The following is a 20,098-nucleotide window of genomic DNA, read 5'->3' on the forward strand; positions in this document are numbered from 1 at the left end:
CAAGCGTCAAGCGCAGACATGGGATCACCCCACGGGTTCCGGAAAGCAACAAGCAGGGGCGGGCGATGGAGCAGACACACACCTCCCAGAGCGGCGCGGCGACGACCACCCCGGGCGCACAGCGCCGGGTCCTGGTCGTCGAGGACGACCCCACGATCGTCGACGCCATCGCGGCCCGGCTCCGCGCCGAGGGATTTCTCGTGCAAACCGCGTCGGACGGCCCGGCCGCCGTCGACACGGCCGAGGCCTGGCAGCCCGATCTGCTGATCCTCGACATCATGCTGCCGGGCTTCGACGGCCTCGAAGTCTGCCGGCGGGTGCAGGCGCAGCGGCCGGTGCCGGTGCTGATGCTGACCGCGCGGGACGACGAGACGGACATGCTGGTCGGTCTCGGGGTCGGCGCGGACGACTACATGACCAAGCCGTTCTCGATGCGGGAGCTGGCCGCGCGGGTGCACGTACTGCTGCGGCGGGTGGAGCGGGCGGCGCTGGCCGCCGCGACGCCCCGCAGCGGCATCCTGCGCCTCGGCGAGCTGGAGATCGACCACGCGCAGCGCCGGGTGCGGGTGAAGTCCGAGGACGTCCACCTCACGCCCACCGAGTTCGACCTGCTGGTGTGCCTGGCGAACACCCCGCGCGCGGTGCTCTCCCGGGAGCAGCTGCTGGCCGAGGTGTGGGACTGGGCGGACGCCTCCGGCACCCGCACGGTCGACAGCCACATCAAGGCGCTGCGCCGGAAGATCGGCGCCGAGCGGATCCGCACCGTGCACGGCGTGGGATACGCCCTGGAGACGCCCACCCCATGAGCGGCGGCGGGCGCCAGGCCACGCGGAGGAGCCCCGGGGAGGACCCCTGGGGCGGCGTACGCCCGTTCTCGATCAAGACCAAGCTCGGTGCGCTGGTCGTCATATCGGTGCTGATCACCACCGGACTGTCGATCGTCGCCGTGCACACCAAGACCGAGCTGCGCTTCATCACGGTCTTCTCGATGATCGCCACCCTGCTGATCACGCAGTTCGTGGCGCATTCGCTGACCATGCCGCTGGACGAGATGAACACCGTGGCACGGTCGATCTCCGAGGGCGACTACACCCGCCGGGTGAGCGAGGGCCGCCGGGACGAGCTGGGCGACCTGGCCGGGACGATCAACGTCATGGCGGACGAGCTGGAGGCCCAGCACAGCCAGCGCAAAGAGCTGGTCGCGAACGTCTCGCACGAGCTGCGCACCCCCATCGCCGGCCTGCGTGCCGTGCTGGAGAACATCGTCGACGGGGTCACCGAGGCCGACCCCGAGACCATGCGGACGGCACTGAAGCAGACCGAGCGGCTCGGCCGGCTCGTGGAGACCCTGCTGGACCTGTCCCGGCTCGACAACGGCGTCGTACCGCTGAAGATGCGCCGCTTCGAGGTGTGGCCGTACCTGTCGGGCGTGCTGAAGGAGGCCAACATGGTGGCCTCGGCGCGCGCCGGCATCGCCTCGGGCTCCGGCAGCCACACCCGCACCGACGTCCATCTGCACCTCGACGTCTCCCCGCCGGAGCTGACCGCGCACGCGGACCCCGAGCGCATCCACCAGGTCGTCGCCAACCTGATCGACAACGCGGTCAAGCACAGCCCGCCGCACGGCCGGGTGACGGTGAAGGCGCGGCGCGGGCCGCAGCCGGAGTCGCTGGAGCTGGAGGTCCTGGACGAGGGCCCCGGAATCCCGCGGTCGGAGTGGCACCGGGTGTTCGAGCGGTTCAACCGGGGCGCGGTGACCCGGCCGCACGGCCCGGGCAGCGACGGCGGTACGGGCCTCGGGCTGGCGATCGCCCGCTGGGCGGTGGATCTGCACGGCGGCCGGATCGGTGTGGCCGAATCCGAGCGCGGGTGCCGGATCATCGTCACCCTTCCGGGACTGACTTCCGTCCCGAGTTGACGTAGGGTCCGCACCGGAAGCACAAGATCCACGACGGTCGCTGCCGTTACCGCGCAGCAGGACACGTGTGATCAGGGGCAGGCCCGCGCCACCCGTCGAACGAAGGCGCGCCGGGCCCGGGCCGGTGCACCCTCCCACATGCGGAACCACGCTTGTTTCCCGCCATATCAAGCCCTGAAACAAGATTTCCGATGTGACTTACGCGACGATGACCTTGCTCGACCTGACCTTCCCCGCCATGGAGGCGTAGCCTTTATTCCCGCTGTCCATCACCTTGTGAAGCGGAAGAGGGCGGTTGCCGCCGTGTCGCCACAGTCCCCCAGTAACTCGAGCATCTCGACCGACGACCAAGCCGGGAAGAACCCCGCTGCCGCGTTCGGTCCGAACGAGTGGCTCGTCGACGAGATCTATCAGCAGTACCTCCAGGACCCGAATTCGGTAGACCGTGCCTGGTGGGACTTCTTCGCCGATTACAAGCCGGGTGCTCCTGCCACCCCGGCTGCGGCGGGTACTGCGGCCGCGGGGGCCGCAGAGACCACCACCACGGCCCCTCCGGCCCAGCCCGCGGCCCCGGCCCCCCAGGCCGCCGCCCCGGCTCCCGCTCCCGCGCAGCCCGCTGCGGCTCCCGCTCCCGCGGTGAAGGCCGCGGCCCCCGCCCCGGCCAAGCCGGCGACGCCCGCACAGGCGCCGGCCCAGCCGAAGGCCAAGGCCGCGCCCGCCACAGCGGCCCCGGACGGCCCCGAGCTGGTCACGCTGCGCGGCCCGGCCGCCGCCGTCGCGAAGAACATGAACGCCTCGCTGGAGCTGCCGACCGCCACCTCGGTCCGCGCGGTCCCGGTGAAGCTGCTGTTCGACAACCGCATCGTCATCAACAACCACCTCAAGCGCGCCCGGGGCGGGAAGATCTCCTTCACGCACCTCATCGGGTACGCGATGGTGCAGGCCATCAAGGCCATGCCGGCGATGAACCACGCGTTCGGTGAGAAGGACGGCAAGCCGACCCTCATCAAGCCGGCGCACGTCAACCTGGGCCTGGCCATCGACCTGGTCAAGCCCAACGGTGACCGCCAGCTCGTCGTGGCCGCCATCAAGAAGGCCGAGACGCTGAACTTCTTCGAGTTCTGGCAGGCCTACGAGGACATCGTCCGCCGCGCCCGTGACGGCAAGCTGACGATGGACGACTTCACCGGCGTCACGGTCTCCCTGACCAACCCCGGCGGCCTCGGCACCGTCCACTCCGTGCCGCGGCTGATGCCCGGCCAGTCCGTGATCATGGGCGTCGGCTCCATGGACTACCCGGCGGAGTTCCAGGGCACCAGCCAGGACACCCTGAACAAGCTCGGCATCTCGAAGGTCATGACGCTCACGTCGACCTACGACCACCGGGTGATCCAGGGCGCCGCCTCCGGCGAGTTCCTGCGCCAGGTCGCGAACCTGCTGCTCGGCGAGAACGGCTTCTACGACGACATCTTCGAGGCCCTGCGCATCCCCTACGAGCCGGTCCGCTGGCTCAAGGACATCGACGCCAGCCACGACGACGACGTCACCAAGGCCGCCCGCGTCTTCGAGCTGATCCACTCCTACCGGGTCCGCGGCCACGTCATGGCCGACACCGACCCGCTGGAGTACCGCCAGCGCAAGCACCCCGACCTGGACATCGTCGAGCACGGCCTCACCCTGTGGGACCTGGAGCGCGAGTTCGCCGTCGGCGGCTTCGCCGGCAAGTCGATGATGAAGCTGCGCGACATCCTCGGTGTGCTGCGCGACTCGTACTGCCGCACCACCGGCATCGAGTTCATGCACATCCAGGACCCCAAGCAGCGCAAGTGGATCCAGGACCGCGTGGAGCGCGGCCACTCCAAGCCGGAGCGCGAGGAGCAGCTGCGCATCCTGCGCCGGCTGAACGCGGCGGAAGCCTTCGAGACGTTCCTGCAGACGAAGTACGTCGGCCAGAAGCGCTTCTCGCTGGAGGGCGGCGAGTCCGTCATCCCGCTGCTGGACGCGGTCATCGACTCCGCTGCCGAGTCCCGCCTGGACGAGGTCGTCATCGGCATGGCCCACCGCGGCCGCCTGAACGTCCTCGCCAACATCGTCGGCAAGTCGTACGCGCAGATCTTCCGCGAGTTCGAGGGCAACCTCGACCCGAAGTCGATGCACGGCTCCGGCGACGTGAAGTACCACCTGGGCGCCCGCGGCACCTTCACGGGCCTGGACGGCGAGCAGATCGCGGTCTCGCTGGCCGCCAACCCGTCCCACCTGGAGACCGTCGACCCGGTCATCGAGGGCATCGCCCGCGCCAAGCAGGACATCATCAACAAGGGCGGCACGGACTTCACGGTCCTGCCGGTGGCGATCCACGGCGACGCGGCCTTCGCGGGCCAGGGCGTGGTGGCCGAGACCCTGAACATGTCGCAGCTGCGCGGCTACCGCACCGGCGGCACGGTCCACATCGTCATCAACAACCAGGTCGGCTTCACCGCGGCCCCCGAGTCCTCGCGTTCCTCCATGTACGCGACGGACGTGGCCCGCATGATCGAGGCCCCGATCTTCCACGTGAACGGCGACGACCCCGAGGCCGTCGTCCGCGTGGCGCGGCTCGCGTTCGAGTTCCGTCAGGCGTTCAACAAGGACGTCGTGATCGACCTCATCTGCTACCGCCGCCGCGGTCACAACGAGTCCGACAACCCGGCCTTCACCCAGCCGCTGATGTACGACCTGATCGACAAGAAGCGCTCGGTGCGCAAGCTCTACACCGAGTCCCTGATCGGTCGCGGCGACATCACCCTGGAAGAGGCCGAGCAGGCGCTGCAGGACTACCAGGGCCAGCTGGAGAAGGTCTTCACGGAGGTCCGCGAGGCCACCTCCCAGCCGGCCGCCGCGGACACCCAGGCGCCGCAGGACGGCTTCCCGGTCGCGGTTCCGACCGCGATCTCCTCGGAGGTCGTGAAGCGCATCGCCGAGTCCCAGGTGAACATCCCCGAGCACTTCACCGTGCACCCGCGTCTGCTGCCGCAGCTGCAGCGCCGGACGACCATGGTCGAGGAGGGCACGATCGACTGGGGTATGGGCGAGACCCTGGCCGTCGGCTCCCTGCTGCTGGAGGGCACCCCGGTCCGGCTGTCCGGCCAGGACTCCCAGCGCGGTACCTTCGGCCAGCGCCACGCGGTTCTCATCGACCGCGAGACGGGCGAGGAGTACACCCCGCTCCAGTACCTCGCCGAGGACCAGGCCCGCTACAACGTCTACAACTCCCTGCTGTCCGAGTACGCGGTCATGGGCTTCGAGTACGGCTACTCGCTGGCCCGCCCCGACGCGCTCGTGATGTGGGAGGCGCAGTTCGGCGACTTCGTCAACGGCGCGCAGACGGTGGTGGACGAGTACATCTCGGCGGCGGAGCAGAAGTGGGGCCAGACGTCCGGCGTCACGCTCCTGCTCCCGCACGGCTACGAGGGCCAGGGCCCGGACCACTCCTCGGCCCGTGTCGAGCGGTTCCTCCAGCTGTGCGCCCAGAACAACATGACGGTCGCGATGCCGACCCTGCCGTCGAACTACTTCCACCTTCTGCGGTGGCAGGTGCACAACCCGCACCACAAGCCGCTGGTGGTCTTCACCCCGAAGTCGATGCTGCGCCTCAAGGCCGCCGCGTCGAAGACGGAGGAGTTCACGTCGGGCCAGTTCCGCCCCGTGATCGGCGACTCGACGGCCGACCCGGCCGCCGTCCGCAAGGTCGTCTTCTGCGCGGGCAAGGTCTACTACGACCTGGAGGCCGAGCGGGCCAAGCGCGGCGTCACGGACACGGCGATCATCCGCATCGAGCGGCTGTACCCGCTGCCGGGTGCCGAGCTGCAGGAGGAGATCAAGAAGTACCCGAACGCCGAGAAGTACCTGTGGGCGCAGGAGGAGCCGGCGAACCAGGGTGCCTGGCCGTTCATCGCCCTCAACCTGATCGACCACCTGGACCTGGCGGTCGGCGCGGACGTCCCGCACGGCGAGCGGCTGCGGCGCATCTCGCGCCCGCACGGCTCGTCCCCGGCGGTGGGCTCCGCGAAGCGGCACCAGGCGGAGCAGGAGCAGCTGGTGCGTGAGGTTTTCGAGGCGTAAGCCTCTGAGGTTCCCCTTGCAGCAAGGGCCCGGTGTCGAGTTCTCACTCGGTACCGGGCCCTTTTGCCTACGGGGCGCTCCCCTGCCGGGCGCTTTCAGTTCGCCTGGGGTTCGAAGTCCCAGTAGGGGCGGTTGCGGGAGCGGGCCGAGATGGTGTGGACGTGTTGGGGACCGAGCGTGGCGGCGAGGTCCGAGAGGGCCTCCTGCTCGACCTTCTCGGCCTGCTGACGGTCTCTCAGGGCGCGCAGGTCGGCCGCGTGGGCGACCCGGGCGGAGAGGGTGAGGGGGTGGGTGCGGCCCAGGGTCTCGGTCGCCCTGATGGTGGTGACCCTGCTGAGCTCGGCGGCGGACTCGGGCTCGGCGACGAGGTTGCGCAGGGCCGAGGCGTTGATGGCGCAGCCGAGGGTGTGCGGGTGGTGCTCCCCGAGGGCCGCGGCCATGCCGGTCAGCGCCTCCTCGATGAGGACGTGCGCGTGTTCCCGCTCGCCGACGCTGCGCAGGATCAGCGCGTGGTTGGCACGGGCCCCGATGAGGAAGGGGTGGCCTTCGGGCAGCAGCAGCTCGTACCGGGCGATGATGGACTCGCTGGCCTCCCGCGCCTGGTCGATGTCCCCGTGCTCGCGGGCGAAGCAGCTCTGGCTGACGGCGGCGGCCAGGGTGTGCACATGGGTGTCGCCCAGTTTGCGTTCGTAGCCCTCCAGGACATGGGTGAGCAGTTCGCCCGCGGTGGCACGGTCCCCGCCGCGCAGTTTGCACAAGGCCAGGTTGTGCTCGGCGCGCAGGGTGCTCTGGTGGTCCCGGCCCATGACGCGGTGGTGTTCGTGCACGTTCTTCGTCTGGGCGGAGTCGGCCTCGGAGTACCGGCCCAGCAGACGCATGTCGATGGCGTAGGACACCTCGGAGAACAGGGTCCAGGGATGCCGGCCCTTGAGGAGCAGGCGGCGCGCCTCCAGCGTCTTCAGGTCGATGCTCCTGGCCTCCTCGTAGCGGCCCAGGAGCCGCATGGTGTAGCCGAGGTTGTTCAGGGCGTTGAGGGTGCGCGAGTCCTGCTCTCCGAAGAGGTCGCGGTAGGTCGGGTAGAGCCACTGGTCCAGTTCGAGAGCGGCCTCGTACTGGGCGAGTTCGCGCAGGTCGGCGGCGAGTCCACCGGCCATCCGCAGATGGTCCAGGTCGTGCTCGCCCCGGTCCTCGCGCAGCTGTTCCATCGCGGCGCGGTCGATGGCCTCGGTCTCCTGGAAGCGGCCGGCGGAGCGCATCAGGTTGGCGTAGTGGTAGGTCAGCTCCCACACGCGGGGGTGCGAGGCGCCGAGCAGCCGGCGCCAGGCGCGCAGGGCGCGCGCGCCGAGCTTGACGCCGGCGGTGTACTCGCCCGCGAAGAGCATGTACCGCAGGCAGTTCAGCACCAGGGCCTGTACCTTGCGGTCCTTGCTCTGCAGCACGTCGGCGTACTTCAGGTGCGGCACGATCTCCGCGTACGTGTCCCAGTTGCGGGTGTCGGTGGGGCGGCCCGGGTCCGCCTCGGCGAGGGCCCGGCGCACGACCTCGATGAACTCCCGCCGGTCCTGCTCGGGCATGTCCTTGTGCACGATCTGGTGGACCATACGGTGCAGGTAGACCGACTCGCCCGAGGAGGCGGCCTCGTCCAGGGCGGTCTCGTGCGACTCCAGGCGGACGACCGAGTACTGGCGGAGCTGGTTGATCGCCTTGTTCCACAGCAGCGGGTCGTCCAGCAGTCCGGCGATCTGTTCGGGCAGGTCGTCGTGGGACATCTCCTTCAGCAGCCGGACGGGGATGAACCCGGGGGCGAAGAAGGTGCACAGGCGCAGCAGGTCGACCGACTCGGGGACCGTTTCGCGGAGTTTGTTGAGCAGTATCGACCACGCGGTCTGGAAGGCGAGCGGGAAGTCCGCCGACACCTTGACCACGTCCTGGTCGATGCCGCCCTCCAGGAGGGCGATGTAGTCGTCCACCGAGAGGTCGGAGTCGTTGAGCCAGCCCGCCGTCTGGTCCAGCAGCAGGGGCAGGTCCTCCAGCGCGTCCGCCAGCTGGTCGGCGTCCGCCTCGCTCAGCCGGGGCGCGCGGCGCCGGATGAAGGCCACGGACTCGTCGCGGGCGTAGACGGGCACTTCGAGCAGTTTGCTGTTGTGCTCGCCCCACTCGGGGTTGCGGGAGGTGATGATCACGTGTCCGGGGCCGGTCGGGACCAGGTCCCAGATCTGCTCGGGCTCGTCGGCGCCGTCGAGGATCAGCAGCCAGCGGGAGTGGGGGTCGCCGCGGCGCAGCGCGTCCCGGACGGCGCGCAGCCGTTCGCCGTACTCGGGGCCGGTGGACAGGGCGAGTTTGGGGGCCAGTTCGGCGAGCAGGCGGCGGTAGGTGACCCGTTTCTCGGAGCTGACCCACCACACGACGTCGTACTCGGAGCCGAACCGGTACGCGTACTCGGCGGCCAGCTGGGTCTTGCCCACCCCGGACATGCCGTGCAGGGTGAGGACGCCGGCGCCGGGCTCGCTGCCCTGGAGGAGGTGGTAGGCGTCGTTCAGGAGCGGTTCGCGGCCGGTGAAGCGGGTGTTGCGGCGCGGTACGCCGCCCCAGACGTCGGGCATCGAGGCGGGAAAGCGCGGGGCCGGACGGGTGACGTCCGCGCTCACGGGCGTGTCGAGCGGCACGTCCAGCCGGTCCAGCAGGCGCCGTTCGGCCTCGTCCGCGCCCATGTTGGTGAGGTCGACGGGGGCGAGGGCGGCGGTGGCGGAGGGCACGGTGGTGTTGGTGACGGACACCGCGGCGAACCTGGCCGGGTCGGGGGCGACGACCTCGCGCAGGGCCGTGTTCCACTCCTCGTGGGTGCGCGGGCCGAGCTGGAAGTACCACTCGCTGACCAGGATCAGGGTGCGGCCCTCGGCCAGGGTGAGGTCGCGCAGCAGACCGGCCAGGGACTCGTCGGGCGGGGCGTCCCAGCGCAGGTAGACCACCCGCAGACCGCGCCGCTCCAGCCTGTCCCCGATCCACGCCGCCCAGGGCCGGTTGAATCCGGCGAAGCTGATCGTGACGGTCTGCCTCGCGGCTCCCTTCCCGGTGGACCGGACCGGCGTACGAGCTTCAGACATGCAGCGGCCTCCAGCACGTAGTCCTCACATCGTAGAACCTCGGCGCGGCGCTGGGGAGTCCGGCGACTGCACCGGCGCGCGCCTCGGTCCGACGATCTTCCCGCAGCGAGGAGCGGGAAGTCGGCATTTCATCGATTCGTGAGCGGCGGTGCCGGAGGCTGACGCTGCCTCCACAGGGTGCGCACGGCTTTGACGTACGCCTGCGCGCGCGCCGTGTAGCCGCGGGGTGCCGGACGCTCGGCGAGCCGTTCGTGGACGGCGGCCATGGCGTCGACGAAGCGGCGGCCCACCGGGGTCAGGTCGGGCGAGCCGACGAGCGCGGGCAGGGCCGCGCCGACCTGGGCGTGGTAGCGGGCGTGTTCCGCCCAGGCGGACTCCCGCCGGGTCGGGTCGGCCAGCGCCCGGCGCTGGAAGAAGTCCGCCAGCGCCAGATGGGAGTAGGTGCCCTGCAGGAGACCGTCGTACGGCCGCGGGTCGGGGCGCCAGGGCGCGAAGTAGCGGGCCTCGGGGCCGGCCCGGTGCAGTTCCACCAGCTCGCCGAGCGCGGCGAGTTTGGTGTGCTGCAGTTCGTGCACGAGGGTCGCGGCGAAGGCCACCGGGGTGGCGGGCGCGCTGCTGAGCAGCGCGCCGAACGCCTCGCGCCGGGTCGCGCTGCAGCTGCCGCGGCCGCCGGCGCCGGGCGGCAGCTCCAGCGGGACCAGGCAGCGCAGCAGGGTGAGCGCCTCGGTGAGCCGGTGCTCGCCCCCGGTGCGCAGCACGGCGGCGGTGCCGGTCCAGGTCTGCAGCCACCGCTTGCGTTCGGCGTCGTCGGGGGCCGCGGGTCCGCTCAGCGCGTACGGTCCGGGGTCGCGGGGCGGGACGCGGTAGGGGTCGAGGTCGTCCAGGGGCATGGGGGCGGCGCCGGGCACCAGGGCGGGCAGGGCGTGGGCTGGCGTCCAGGCGGGGGTCGCGGACCAGGCGCCGGTGCCCTGCTCCAGGTGCACGGTGGCGTCGGGCGCACCGGGCTGGCGGAGCGTCAGCCTGCCGTCCGTGTGGCGGACGTCGACGCGTACGTCGTCCGGCTCGGCCGTGCGCAGGGCACCGAGGGAGGGCAGGTGCAGCACACCGTCGCGGGCGGTGAGGGAGGTGGTGAACGGCAGTCCGGCGCGGGCCGCCGCGGCGGCGGCGACCGCGCTGAAGTGGGCCAGGTCGCGCAGGAGTTCTCCGCGCTCGGGTGGGGCGAGCCGGCCCTCGCGGGGGCTCAGCCCGGTCAGGCAGCGCCTGGCCCAGGGGCCCGTCAGCGGATGGGTGAGCCGCGCCCGGGCCGGGGAGTGCGCGCCGCCGCCGGTGGCCCGGTCCGCCGCCGTCAGCAGCGCCCAGTCCTCCCGCAGCCGGTCCCGGGCCGTGCCGGGGCAGACGGCGGGGTCGGCCGCCTCGGCGGCGTCGAGCACGGCGCGCAGCATGAGCAGGCGCCGGGTGTCCTGGTCGCGGGTGAGGAGCGCGAGGGTGTCGGGACCGCCCTCGGTGCGGCCGAGTTCGGCCAGTGCCCGGTCCGGGACCGCCGGAGGTGTCACGGGGTGCCCCCTTCGAGAGAGGCCGGGACCGCGGGGCGGGTGCCCGGCGTGTCCCCGGCCAGCCGTCCGGCCACATGCTGGATGAAGAGCTGCAGGTCCGCGCAGTACACGGACGGGTTGCGAAAGCCCTGTCCGGCCCGGTACCGGTGGGCGTAGTGGCCGCCGCCGCACACCGTGACCAGCGGGCAGGCCCGGCACCGGTCGGCCAGGGCCGCCGGGCCGGCCTGGCGTGCCGCGACGCCGGGGTGGCGCAGGGCCTGGTCGAAGTCGTGCCGGAAGACGTCCAGACCGGTTTCGGCAGCGCCCTCGTAGGCCGACTTCAGCGAGTCGACCTGCTCGATCGAGCCGTCCGTCTCGACCACGAGGGCGTCGAAGGGCTGGAGCCCGAGCGACTCGGTGGCGGCCGGGAGTCCGAGCAGCAGCGCCAGGCACTCCTCGAAGAGCCGCACCCGCGTCTCCCGGCGCCCGGCCGACCACCAGCGGTCGAAGACCCGGCACAGCCAGGCGCCGTGGCGGGCGCCGCCCCAGTGTGGGGGTGGCGCCGACCAGTTCCCGTGCGGCAGCAGCAGGTCCAGCGCGGGCGGGCGGAGGACGAGCAGGGACTCGTACAGGTCGACCGGGTCGGTGGTGGGGTCGGCGACGGTGAGGAGGCCGGCGTACGCCTGCGGGAAGTGGTCGGCGACCAGGCGGGCGCCGCGTGCCGCGGCGGGCCAGGAGGGCCGTCCGGCGTGGTCGACGCGGCGGGCGTTGTGCGCGGCGCTTCCGCCGTCGAGGCTGATGCCGATGCGGATGCCGTGCCGGGCGAGGACGGCCGCCCGGTCGTGGGTCAGCAGGGTGGCGTTCGTCTGGACCGTGGCCTGGACGGTGCAGCCGGCCGGGACGCGGGCGCGCACGTCGTCGGTGAAGCGGGCGAGGGTGTCCGCGCCGGCCAGCAGGGGTTCCCCGCCGTGCAGGACGAGGGACAGGCTGGTCAGGGCGTGGGTGCGGGCGTGCCGGGCGATGCGGTCGGCGGTGTGCCGGAGGACCTCGGCGGGGGCGGCGGCCGGGCGGGTGCGCCAGGTGTGGTCGGGGCCCTCGTACAGGTAGCAGTAGCGGCAGGCGAGGTTGCAGCGGCCGTGCATCTTCACGATGAACTGCCGGAAGGGGCGGGGGGGCCGGTCTTCGGACGGCGGACGGGTGGCGGTGTCTTCGGACACTCCAGCACCCCCATGCCCTAGGCCCCGCCGGCTGCGATACGAGCGCGCCACGGCCCTTTCCGCCCGTATGGACGCGCATTCCCGGCCAGTGGCCGGGCGCAAACACCGCCCGATCGAAGTTGTCTTCTTCTGTTCCCAGTTGACCGGTCAGAGGCAGTTGTTGAAGCCCCAGAGCATCTCGCTCGGACGCTCCGCCCGCTCCCGCAGGCCCGCGAGCACCTCCTTGAGGACGGGATGCTCGATGGTGCGCAGCTCCTCCAGGTCCAGCGCCGGCAGATCCGGCAGATCCGGCAGCGGTCCGGCGTTCCCCGGTGCGGGTGACTCGTCCCGTGCGTCCATCCCCGTTCCCCTCTCCCCTGTCTCCCCTGCCCGTGCGGTTGTTCCCGTCGGTTCCCGCTCGTTCCCGCTCATTCCAGCTCGGCCAGCCGGAGCACCGTGTCCGCCGCCGTCGGTCCGCCCGAGCCGAGGCTGCCCTCGGGCAGCCGCGACCACTCGGCACGCGCCGCCCGGTAGGCCTCACGAGCCGCGCGGGGGCGGGCAGCCGCCTCGTAGGACATACCCCGCCAGTGGTGCGCTTGCGCACCCAGCTCCACCGCGTCCTGGCGCCTGCGCTCCGTTTCGGCCTCCTCCTCGGCCTCTCGCGCCGACTCGGCCGCCGACCGGAAGGCGTCCACCGCGTCGTCCAGGCGGGTCGGCCGGCCCAGGCTCCGGTAGGCCTCGTACTGCGCCTGCCCCAGCTCCAGCCGGCAGCGCGCGGCCAGCAGCGGATCGTCCGCGTCCGCCGCCGCCAGGCCGAAGAGGTGCTCCGCCTCCCGCAGATCCACCCGGTCGCCGCGCAGCCGGTAGCGCAGGATCAGCGCCCGGCCCAGCATCAGCAGCCGGTACGCCGCGTGCGGGCTGCCCGTGGGCGTCTCCGTACGGCAGTCCCGCAGCACGCGGATCGCCTGGGACAGCGGCTCCCACGCACGGGCCGGGCTCTGCGCGCCCGCGCGGCGCAGCAGCACCTCGCCCCACTCGGCGAGCACGTCGCAGTAGCCCGTCGCGTCCCTCGGCATGTCCGCCGCCGCCAGCGCGAACGCGTCCGCGGCGTCCCGCAGTTCCCGCGGGTCACCCGACTCCGTGTAGCGGGCGACCCGGACCCGGCCGGCCCGCACGTGCAGCAGGGAGCGCAGGCTGCGCCGGGTGGTGCTCGCCAGCGCCTCGTCCAGGCGGTCCTGGGCCTCGGCCAGGTCCCCGCCCGACGCCAGCAGGGCGTCGACCAGGTCGAGGCGGACCCGGACGCTCTCCCGCGCCCGGTCGGCGCCGCCCGGGGCCACGTCCTGGGCCCCGGCCGTCAGCGCGTCGCGCAGGGACCGGGAGGCCTGCCCGGCGTAGCCGCGGGCCTGCTCCGGATCGGTCGTGGCCTCCGCCAGGCGCAGCAGCAGCCTGCCGTGGGCGAGCGGCAGCTCGGGCGGGCGGTGCCGGCGGTCCGGCCAGATGTCGGCGAACGCCTCCAGCATGCCGACCGCGCCCTGCAGCAGGGCGCTGTCACCGCCGAGGCGCCACTGCGTCTCCAGCGCGCCCACCCGCTCCAGGGTCAGCCGCAGCGCCTCCTCCGGCTCCAGCTCGGGCGCGGCGCAGGCCACCGCGTACTCCCGGTCGGCACGGCTCAGCAGGTCCAGGGCGCCGTGCTGGTCGCCGCGGCGCCGGCGGTCGGTGGCCGCCGCGCGCAGCACCCGGGCCAGCGCCGCCCGCTCGCGCAGCGCGTGCGGGTGCGCCACGGCCCGCTCGGCGGCCGTCTCCGCCTCCCGCAGCAGCTCGGCCCCGCCCTGCACCTCCCACAGCCGCAGCGTGGCGTAGGCGTACTCCGCCCACAGCCCGGGATCGGCCCCCGTCGGCCGCTCGTGCTCGGTGGCGCCGCGCAGCAGCTGTACGGCGTCGATCGCGTCCTGCACCATGCCCTCGGCGTCGAACCGGGCGAGCAGGGTGCGGGCCCGGACCACCGCCGGGTGCGTCGGCCGCTCCCCGGGCGGGGCGCCGTTGCCCCGGGTGCCGTAGAGACGGAAGTGTTCCGGCAGCGGCATGAAGCGCTCCAGTACCCGGGCCGCGACCTCGGCGAAGGGCTGCGGGACCAGCGTCGCCTCGCCGCCGTCGCCGTTCTCTCCGGGATAGCCGGTGCCGGGCGCGTAGGCGCGCGCCCGGGCCGCGGCGGGCTCCCGGTCGGGCTCGGCCGCGTCCCCGCCGCCGAGCTGGGCGAGGGCCAGCGCCGGGAAGTTGGCGCCGCCCTTGCCGAAGCGCTGCTCGATGTACTCGGAACAGTGCTTGAGGACCAGCACCGCCTCGTCCCGGCCGAGCGTCGACAGCAGCGCCTCGCGCACCTCCGGGTCCATCTCGTACCACTGGACGTCACCCTGCCCGTAGTCCTCCCCCGCCCGCTGGACGAGGCCGCCGAGCAGCACCTCCGCGAGTTCGGAGGGGCCGGATCCGGGCAGCATCGTGCGCTGCACCAGCTGCATCACGGGCAGGCACAGCGGGGCTGCGGCCAGATAGACCGCGAGGCGGCCGGCGGTCGGGGAGGCCGCGGAACGGAACCTGCTGACCCGTTCCACCGACGTCGGCCTGCGCGTACGGCGGGGCTCCGGCGCGGGCGGCTGGTCCGCGCGCACCCAGCCCACCGCGCCCGGCACCGGACCGGTACCGGCCCCGGACAGCAGCCGCGCCCAGGCGCCGAGGGCCACCGGCTCGGGCGGCAGGACCGGTACGGGCAGCACACCCGGCGGCGGGACCACCGGGGCGCCGTCGGGGGTGCGCATCCGCAGCGCGGTGCCGCCCGGGGTGTCGCCGCGGGTCAGCCGGCCGTACGTCACGGGCAGCCGGGTGCGGTTCCACAGGCGCTGCGGAAGCGGCTGGAGCACCGCTACGGGGGCGATCCGGGCCAGGTGGTGCAGCAGCCGGTGCGCGTGGCCACTGCGCCACAGCGGGCCCGCGCAGTCGCTGACCAGCAGGGTGATCCGACGCCCTGTGGGGTCGCTCAGCCGGTCCAGGCCGTGCAGCGGGGCCGCCTGGGCGTCCGGGCTGCGGCTGACCGCCGGCTCGCCGTCCGGGCCGGCGTGCAGATGGCTGACCTGGACGTCCCCGAAGGCCCCCAACTGGGCGAAGACCTGGTGGAGTTCGGTGAAGAGCCGGTCCCACACCCGCATCGAGGGCGCGGCGTCCAGCACCAGCTGGAGCCGGGCGTCGCCGCGGATCACGGCGTGCCGGACGGGCAGGATCAGGCCGCCCGCGCGAGCGCTCAGCTCGGCGGTGGCCGTCTCGTCCAGCTCCGTGCGCAGTGCCGGCGCGGCACTGCGGTACGCCTGCAACGGCCGCAGGGCGCGCTGGAGTTCGAGGGGCGCGGGCAGCACCGGGGCGACGGGCACACCGACCGGCAGCGCCGTGATCCGCCCGTTGCCCCGGACGCTCTTGGCGCCGTTCCGGGGCAACGGGTAGAGCGTCACACCGCGGTCAGGGCCGGCGGAGATCGTCTGGGGCCCCTGCCACGGAGGGGCCGGCACGCCCAGCCGTTCCGGGCCACTGCCGCCCTGCGCGGGCGCAGCCTTGCCGGTTCCCTCGTCCGACGGCGCCGCGGGCCCGGCGCCACCGGCCGCCCCCTCGCCTTCGTCCGCCTGCCCGGAGCCGGCCCGGCACGCCAGCCACAGGGCGTCGCTCAACCCCTCCACATCGGGCTCCAGCCCGATCTCCCGCAGCCGCCGCACCAGTTCGGCCAACGGGTCACCACCGCCCCCCTCGGCCGGCCCGACGGGCGGGTCCGCGGGGTCAGGGGTGGATGCGAGGGCGGCCGGGCCGGAGGGGTCGGGCGGGCCGGAACGGGCCGTGGGTGCCGGCGTGTCGGGCTGACCGAGCCGCTCGGCGGGGGCCGGCGGGCCGGGCCGGTCCGCGGGTTCCGGGCCGTGTCGTGCCGCTGCGTCGGGCATCAACGCCTCACCTCGAACGGTCGAGTCGCTGGATGAGCAGGTCGGCGAGTCGTTCGCGGCTCGGCGGGGCGGCGGCGTCGGTGAGGTGGATCGCGTTCAACAGCTGGTCGGCGGCGAGGAGTTCGCTGCGGGAACGCTCCAGGAAGCGGGCGATCAGGTCGTCGCCCGCCCGCGCGGCCTCGTCACCGAGGTGGGCGCGGACGAAGGTGGCGAGCCGGTTGTGGTCGGGCCGGCCCAGCTCCAGATGGATGCACCGGCGCATCAGCGGTGCCGGGAAGTCCCGCTCCCCGTTGCTGGTGAGCACCACGAACGGGAAGGCGCGGCAGCGCACCCGGCCGTCGCGCACCCGCACCTTGGTGCCGTCGGCGGTGAGCACCTCGGCCTCGCCGTCGGGCAGCCGGTCGGCGATGCGCTGCAGCTCGGGTATCTCGAACTCGCCCTCCTCCAGCACGTTCAGCAGGTCGTTGGGCAGGTCGATGTCACTCTTGTCGAGCTCGTCGATGAGCAGCACCCGCGGGGTGTCCGAGGGCAACAGGGCGGTGCCGAGCGGCCCGAGCCGGATGTAACTGCCGATGGCCGCCACGGCTCCGGGGCTGCCGGCCGCCGTGCCGTAGCCGCCCTGCGCGGCGATCTGGACGTCCTGCAGCCGGGCGATGGCGTCGTAGTGGTACAGCCCGTCCTGGAGCGTGGTCCGGCTGACGATGGACCAGCGCAGCACCTCGCCGAGCCCCAGTTCGTACGCCACCGAATGGGCCAGGGTGCTCTTGCCCGCGCCGGGGCTGCCCGTCACGAGCAGCGGGCGGCGCAGATAGAGCGCCGCGTTGATCATCTCCAGCTCCTCGGCGCCGGGCCGGTGCAGTTCGGCCAGGTGCCGGTGCGCGCCGAGCCTGCGGTCCTGGGAGCCGTCGCCGTCCGCGTCCCGGCCGGAGAAGTCGCGCCAGGGCGGCGGCGGCGGAAGCCGGCTCATCCCGTCGTGCGGTTCCCCGGCGCCCCGGTAGATGAGCCACTCACTGGATTCGGTCATGTCCGGTCCTCGTCGTCACTCGTCCGCCACGGCAGCCGTCGAACGTGCATCACGGTATCGACCCTCAGGACCCCTGGTAAGGGGATCCGTAGGGAACGCGCGGCCCGCGTCACGGCGCCTCAAGCAGATCTCCGGCGCCGGGCAGGGGCCTGTACGGATCGTCGTACAACAGTGCTATTCCATGGGCCCAGTAGGCCTCAGTCAGCCCCTCGTGCACCTGTCTGCGCAGTCCGTGCACCACCTCGGGCAACAGGGCCACCCCGTTGCCGTCGTCGACGACCGTCTTGGCTCCCCGGTGGAACTCTCCGCACACGGCTTCGGGTTCCCGCCGCCAGCGGCGCCACACCGCCACGCCGAAGCCGGCGCGCAGGAGCCGGCCGAGCGAGGCGGGGTCGCTGTCGTAGCGCAGGTCGCCCAGGCGGCACAGCACCGGGACGTCGTGCGGCGCGAGGTCCCGCAGCGCGGCCGTGTCCGGTACGGGCCTGCGCACGCCGTCGTCGCAGTCCAGTACCTCGGCCCGCGCCTGACGGACGTGCAGCCGGCGCCAGCGGTCCCGTCGCTCACCGTCCTCGTCGTCGTACGACTCCCAGGCCGCCGCCGGCCAGGCACCGGGGCCGTCCGTCGCCTCGTCGGGCAGCTGGTCACGGTCCGAGCAGCGCACGAGCACCGGCCGTTCGACGCCCAGCGGGACGCCGTCGCGCCGCAGCCGCCAGTCGTCCACCGCCGTGCCCAGGAGCAGATGGGGCAGGGCCACGTGCAGGAGGGCGGGCCGCCCGGGCTCGTCGCACTGCCGGAAGGCCTCGGTGAGCGGGGCGGCCACATGGGAGTCGAGGCCGGCCAGCGGGGTGCGCCGGGTCTCGTGCAGCAGGCGCGTCCCCCCGTCCGTGTCCGCCACGGAGATCGACCAGTCGCAGTGGTCGGGCTCCCAGGCCCGGCGCAGCACCACCAGCAGCACGGACGGGCCGGGCGGCGCGAGGGCCGGATGCGGTACGGGGCGCTCCGTCGGCAGTTGGCCGGGGTCGTCGTCGGCCCGCTCGTGACCGGGATGCACCCGGCCCAGCAACTCGACCCGCTGGCGGGCGAGTTCGGTGCGGTAGCCGCTGTCGAGGCCTGTCGACGCGTGCCTCACCCAGTCCCACAGGGCCCGTTCGGCCGCGCGCACGCTGGGCGTCCGGTCGCGGTCGGCGGCCAGGATCCGCATCGCGTAGTCGATGACGAGCCTGCGCACCCCGTCCTGGCGCGCGTGCTCGTAGAGCACGCCCAGGCCGTCCCGCCAGCCGCGCGGGGCGGGCACCAGGGACGGAAGCCGGAAGCCCGGCAGGGAGCGGAGGAGATCGAGCAGGCCGCGGGTACTGGCCGGGGGCGGCAGATCGGCCAGCCGGCCCAGCAGTTCACCGCGCTCGTGCGGGCTGAGCGCGCGCCCCGGGCGTGCGCCCAGTTCCCCCTGGATGTCGGCCCAGGTGGGGGCCGACGAGTCGGAGGGCTGCTGGCGGTCGCGGTGATAGCGGTCGTGGGCGTGGAAGACGGCTTGATAGAGGTCGCCCTGGGGGAGGCCGCTCACGCGGATGCCACCGGCGCCGGTCCCCGGAGAACCACCCGGGCCGGTACCACCTGCGTGGTCGTCGGCCCCGGGAGAGCCACTCGGGTACGGAAGGCCCGCGTGGGCCTCGACCTGGAGGGAGCCGCTCGGGTGGAGGCCGGCGGGATCGGCGCCAGACCTGAGGGAGCCGCCCGGGAGGACGTCGGCGGGATCGGCGCCAGGCCTGAGGGAGCCACTCGGGCGGACGTCGACGGGATCGGCGCCGGTCCCCCGGGAGCAGCCCAGGCCGCCGATGGCACCGGCGTGTTCGTCACCGGTCCCGGAGGGGTCACCCGTGTGCGGAAGGCCCGCGTGGGCGTCACTCCGGGGGGAGCCGTTCGGGTGCGGGCCGGCGGGATCGGCACCGGACCGGACGGAGCCGCTCGGGTGGTCGCCGGCGGGCCCGGTCCCGGTCGTGGCTCCTGTCGCCGTCTGGGCTCTCGTCCCTGTCTGCAGGGTGCGTAACTGCTCGATGCCGATGGACGTCCCGCCCGCCCCCTGGTCCGCGCGGGACTTCAGGACTCCGACGACCTCCCCGCGCACGGGGTCGATCACCGGCCCGCCGGAGACACCGGGCGGCAGGTCGTTCTGCCCGAGCCGCACCTGCTCCTCCGGCGACCACGCACTGATCGTGCCCTGGACGGAGAGGTACCCGTCCAGGATCTCCAGCCGGCCCCGGGCCCCCGTCCACCCCGCGTAGTACACCCGGTTCCCGCCGAAGTGCGGGTTGGGACGCTCGGAGACGTACACGCACGTGTGCCCGGCGGGCTCGCGGAGCCGGACCAGCGCGAGATCCGGGGCGGGCCAGCCACCGCCGGGAACGAGCCGGCCGGCCTGCTCCGGCAGGGTCGCCGCCACCTTCCCGGGCACGGCGCACGGGTCCTCGTAGGGGCTGGTCCGGTAGACCACGGTGACCTCGCCCCCCTCTTCGGCATGAACCACGTGCGCGCAGGTCAGAACCCAGTTCGGCGCCACGAAGAAGCCGCTGCCGAGGAAGCCGCCGGGCTCGTCGTGGGCATACCCTGCGTCGGAGCGATGAATGCGCACCGTCGCCGCGAGAACGAGTTCACGAAGGGCAAGCCGGGCGGCATCGGCGCCGTCCGGCGCGCCCCCGTCGTACGGCTCCGTCATTCCGCGCCCCCGACGGCGCCACCCACGGCACCTCCGTGCCCCCGAGCGCCGGTCGACGCGCCGGTGCGCGGGCCCTGGGCGGCGGACGGCGCGGCCGTGCCGCCGGGCGTGGGAGGTGGCTGCGCCGAGGAGTCCCGGGAGGCGGCGGGCGTGCCCGCGTCCGCGTCCGGCGGGCCGCCCCCGTTCCACTTCAGGGTGACCGTGATGGCGGCCTTGGCCTCACCGTCCGCGAGCAGGCCCACCACCTTCCCGGCCTTGGCGGTCAGCTCGATGCCGAACTCGACGTTCACCTCGTCCGGCCGCACCGCCCGCAGCGGACCGGACAGCGAGCGTGCGACACCGGTGATCAGCGACTGGAGGCTCTCGACGCTCGCCTCCACCCGCTCGGCGAAGCCGGTGTCCGTGTACGACAGTCCCCCCGACGGCGCGGACAGTTCCTCGGCGCCCGATATCCGGGCCCACACCGGCGTCCCGTCCGGCAGCTGGATCCGCGCTACTCGCGTCGACTCCCCGTTCGTCATGCTCCCCCGTCCCCTCGC

11 protein-coding genes are annotated in these 20,098 nt (G+C 73.3%); 3 read left to right on the plus strand and 8 right to left on the minus strand.

Annotated elements, in window-relative coordinates; genetic code table 11:
* Positions 1 to 65: 65 nt before the first annotated feature.
* The 3 genes from IE244_RS05300 to IE244_RS05310 all read left to right on the plus strand — a co-directional run bounded on the left by IE244_RS05300 (position 66) and on the right by IE244_RS05310 (position 6,019).
* Positions 66 to 806, plus strand: a complete 741-nt coding sequence (locus IE244_RS05300) for a response regulator transcription factor (protein ID WP_031163266.1) — start codon at positions 66 to 68, stop codon at positions 804 to 806.
* Positions 803 to 1,918, plus strand: a complete 1,116-nt coding sequence (locus tag IE244_RS05305; RefSeq protein WP_191871479.1) for a HAMP domain-containing sensor histidine kinase — start codon at positions 803 to 805, stop codon at positions 1,916 to 1,918. Before IE244_RS05300 ends, IE244_RS05305 begins: the two co-directional genes overlap by 4 nt.
* Positions 1,919 to 2,221: 303 nt before the next feature.
* Positions 2,222 to 6,019, plus strand: a complete 3,798-nt coding sequence (locus IE244_RS05310) for a multifunctional oxoglutarate decarboxylase/oxoglutarate dehydrogenase thiamine pyrophosphate-binding subunit/dihydrolipoyllysine-residue succinyltransferase subunit (RefSeq protein WP_191871480.1) — start codon at positions 2,222 to 2,224, stop codon at positions 6,017 to 6,019.
* Between the two features lie 95 nt (positions 6,020 to 6,114).
* Here the strand turns inward: IE244_RS05310 and fxsT are convergent, their stop codons facing one another.
* From fxsT to IE244_RS05350, 8 genes are all read right to left on the minus strand, one after another.
* A complete protein-coding gene (gene fxsT / locus IE244_RS05315) occupies positions 6,115 to 9,123 on the minus strand; it encodes an FxSxx-COOH system tetratricopeptide repeat protein (RefSeq protein ID WP_191871481.1) in 3,009 nt (1,002 codons plus the stop codon).
* Between the two features lie 128 nt (positions 9,124 to 9,251).
* Positions 9,252 to 10,676 (minus strand): aKG-HExxH-type peptide beta-hydroxylase, encoded by a 1,425-nt coding sequence (locus IE244_RS05320; RefSeq protein WP_191871482.1) that lies wholly within the window; start codon positions 10,674 to 10,676, stop codon positions 9,252 to 9,254.
* Positions 10,673 to 11,797, minus strand: a complete 1,125-nt coding sequence (locus tag IE244_RS05325) for an FxsB family cyclophane-forming radical SAM/SPASM peptide maturase (RefSeq protein WP_229854004.1) — start codon at positions 11,795 to 11,797, stop codon at positions 10,673 to 10,675. The genes IE244_RS05320 and IE244_RS05325 overlap by 4 nt, the downstream gene beginning before the upstream one ends.
* A 222-nt stretch (positions 11,798 to 12,019) precedes the next feature.
* On the minus strand, positions 12,020 to 12,211 hold the full coding sequence (fxsA, locus tag IE244_RS05330; RefSeq protein WP_191871484.1) for an FxSxx-COOH cyclophane-containing RiPP peptide: 192 nt from the start codon (positions 12,209 to 12,211) through the stop codon (positions 12,020 to 12,022).
* 68 nt (positions 12,212 to 12,279) lie between these two features.
* Entirely contained in the window at positions 12,280 to 15,825 is a 3,546-nt protein-coding gene (locus IE244_RS05335) for an SAV_2336 N-terminal domain-related protein (protein WP_229853964.1), read from the minus strand.
* A 7-nt stretch (positions 15,826 to 15,832) separates the two neighbouring features.
* The gene (locus tag IE244_RS05340; RefSeq protein ID WP_191871485.1) at positions 15,833 to 16,849 is read right to left on the minus strand and encodes an AAA family ATPase; all 1,017 of its coding nucleotides are present in this window, start codon (positions 16,847 to 16,849) and stop codon (positions 15,833 to 15,835) included.
* Between the two features lie 109 nt (positions 16,850 to 16,958).
* Entirely contained in the window at positions 16,959 to 19,559 is a 2,601-nt protein-coding gene (locus tag IE244_RS41755) for a VMAP-C domain-containing protein (protein WP_229853965.1), read from the minus strand.
* Complete coding sequence (locus IE244_RS05350) at positions 19,556 to 20,080, minus strand: CU044_2847 family protein (RefSeq protein WP_191871486.1); 525 nt, start codon at positions 20,078 to 20,080, stop codon at positions 19,556 to 19,558. The genes IE244_RS41755 and IE244_RS05350 overlap by 4 nt, the downstream gene beginning before the upstream one ends.
* Between the last annotated feature and the right edge of the window lie 18 nt (positions 20,081 to 20,098).

This window comes from Streptomyces filipinensis, from assembly GCF_014649495.1.
In the GTDB taxonomy this organism is placed as follows: domain Bacteria; phylum Actinomycetota; class Actinomycetes; order Streptomycetales; family Streptomycetaceae; genus Streptomyces; species Streptomyces filipinensis.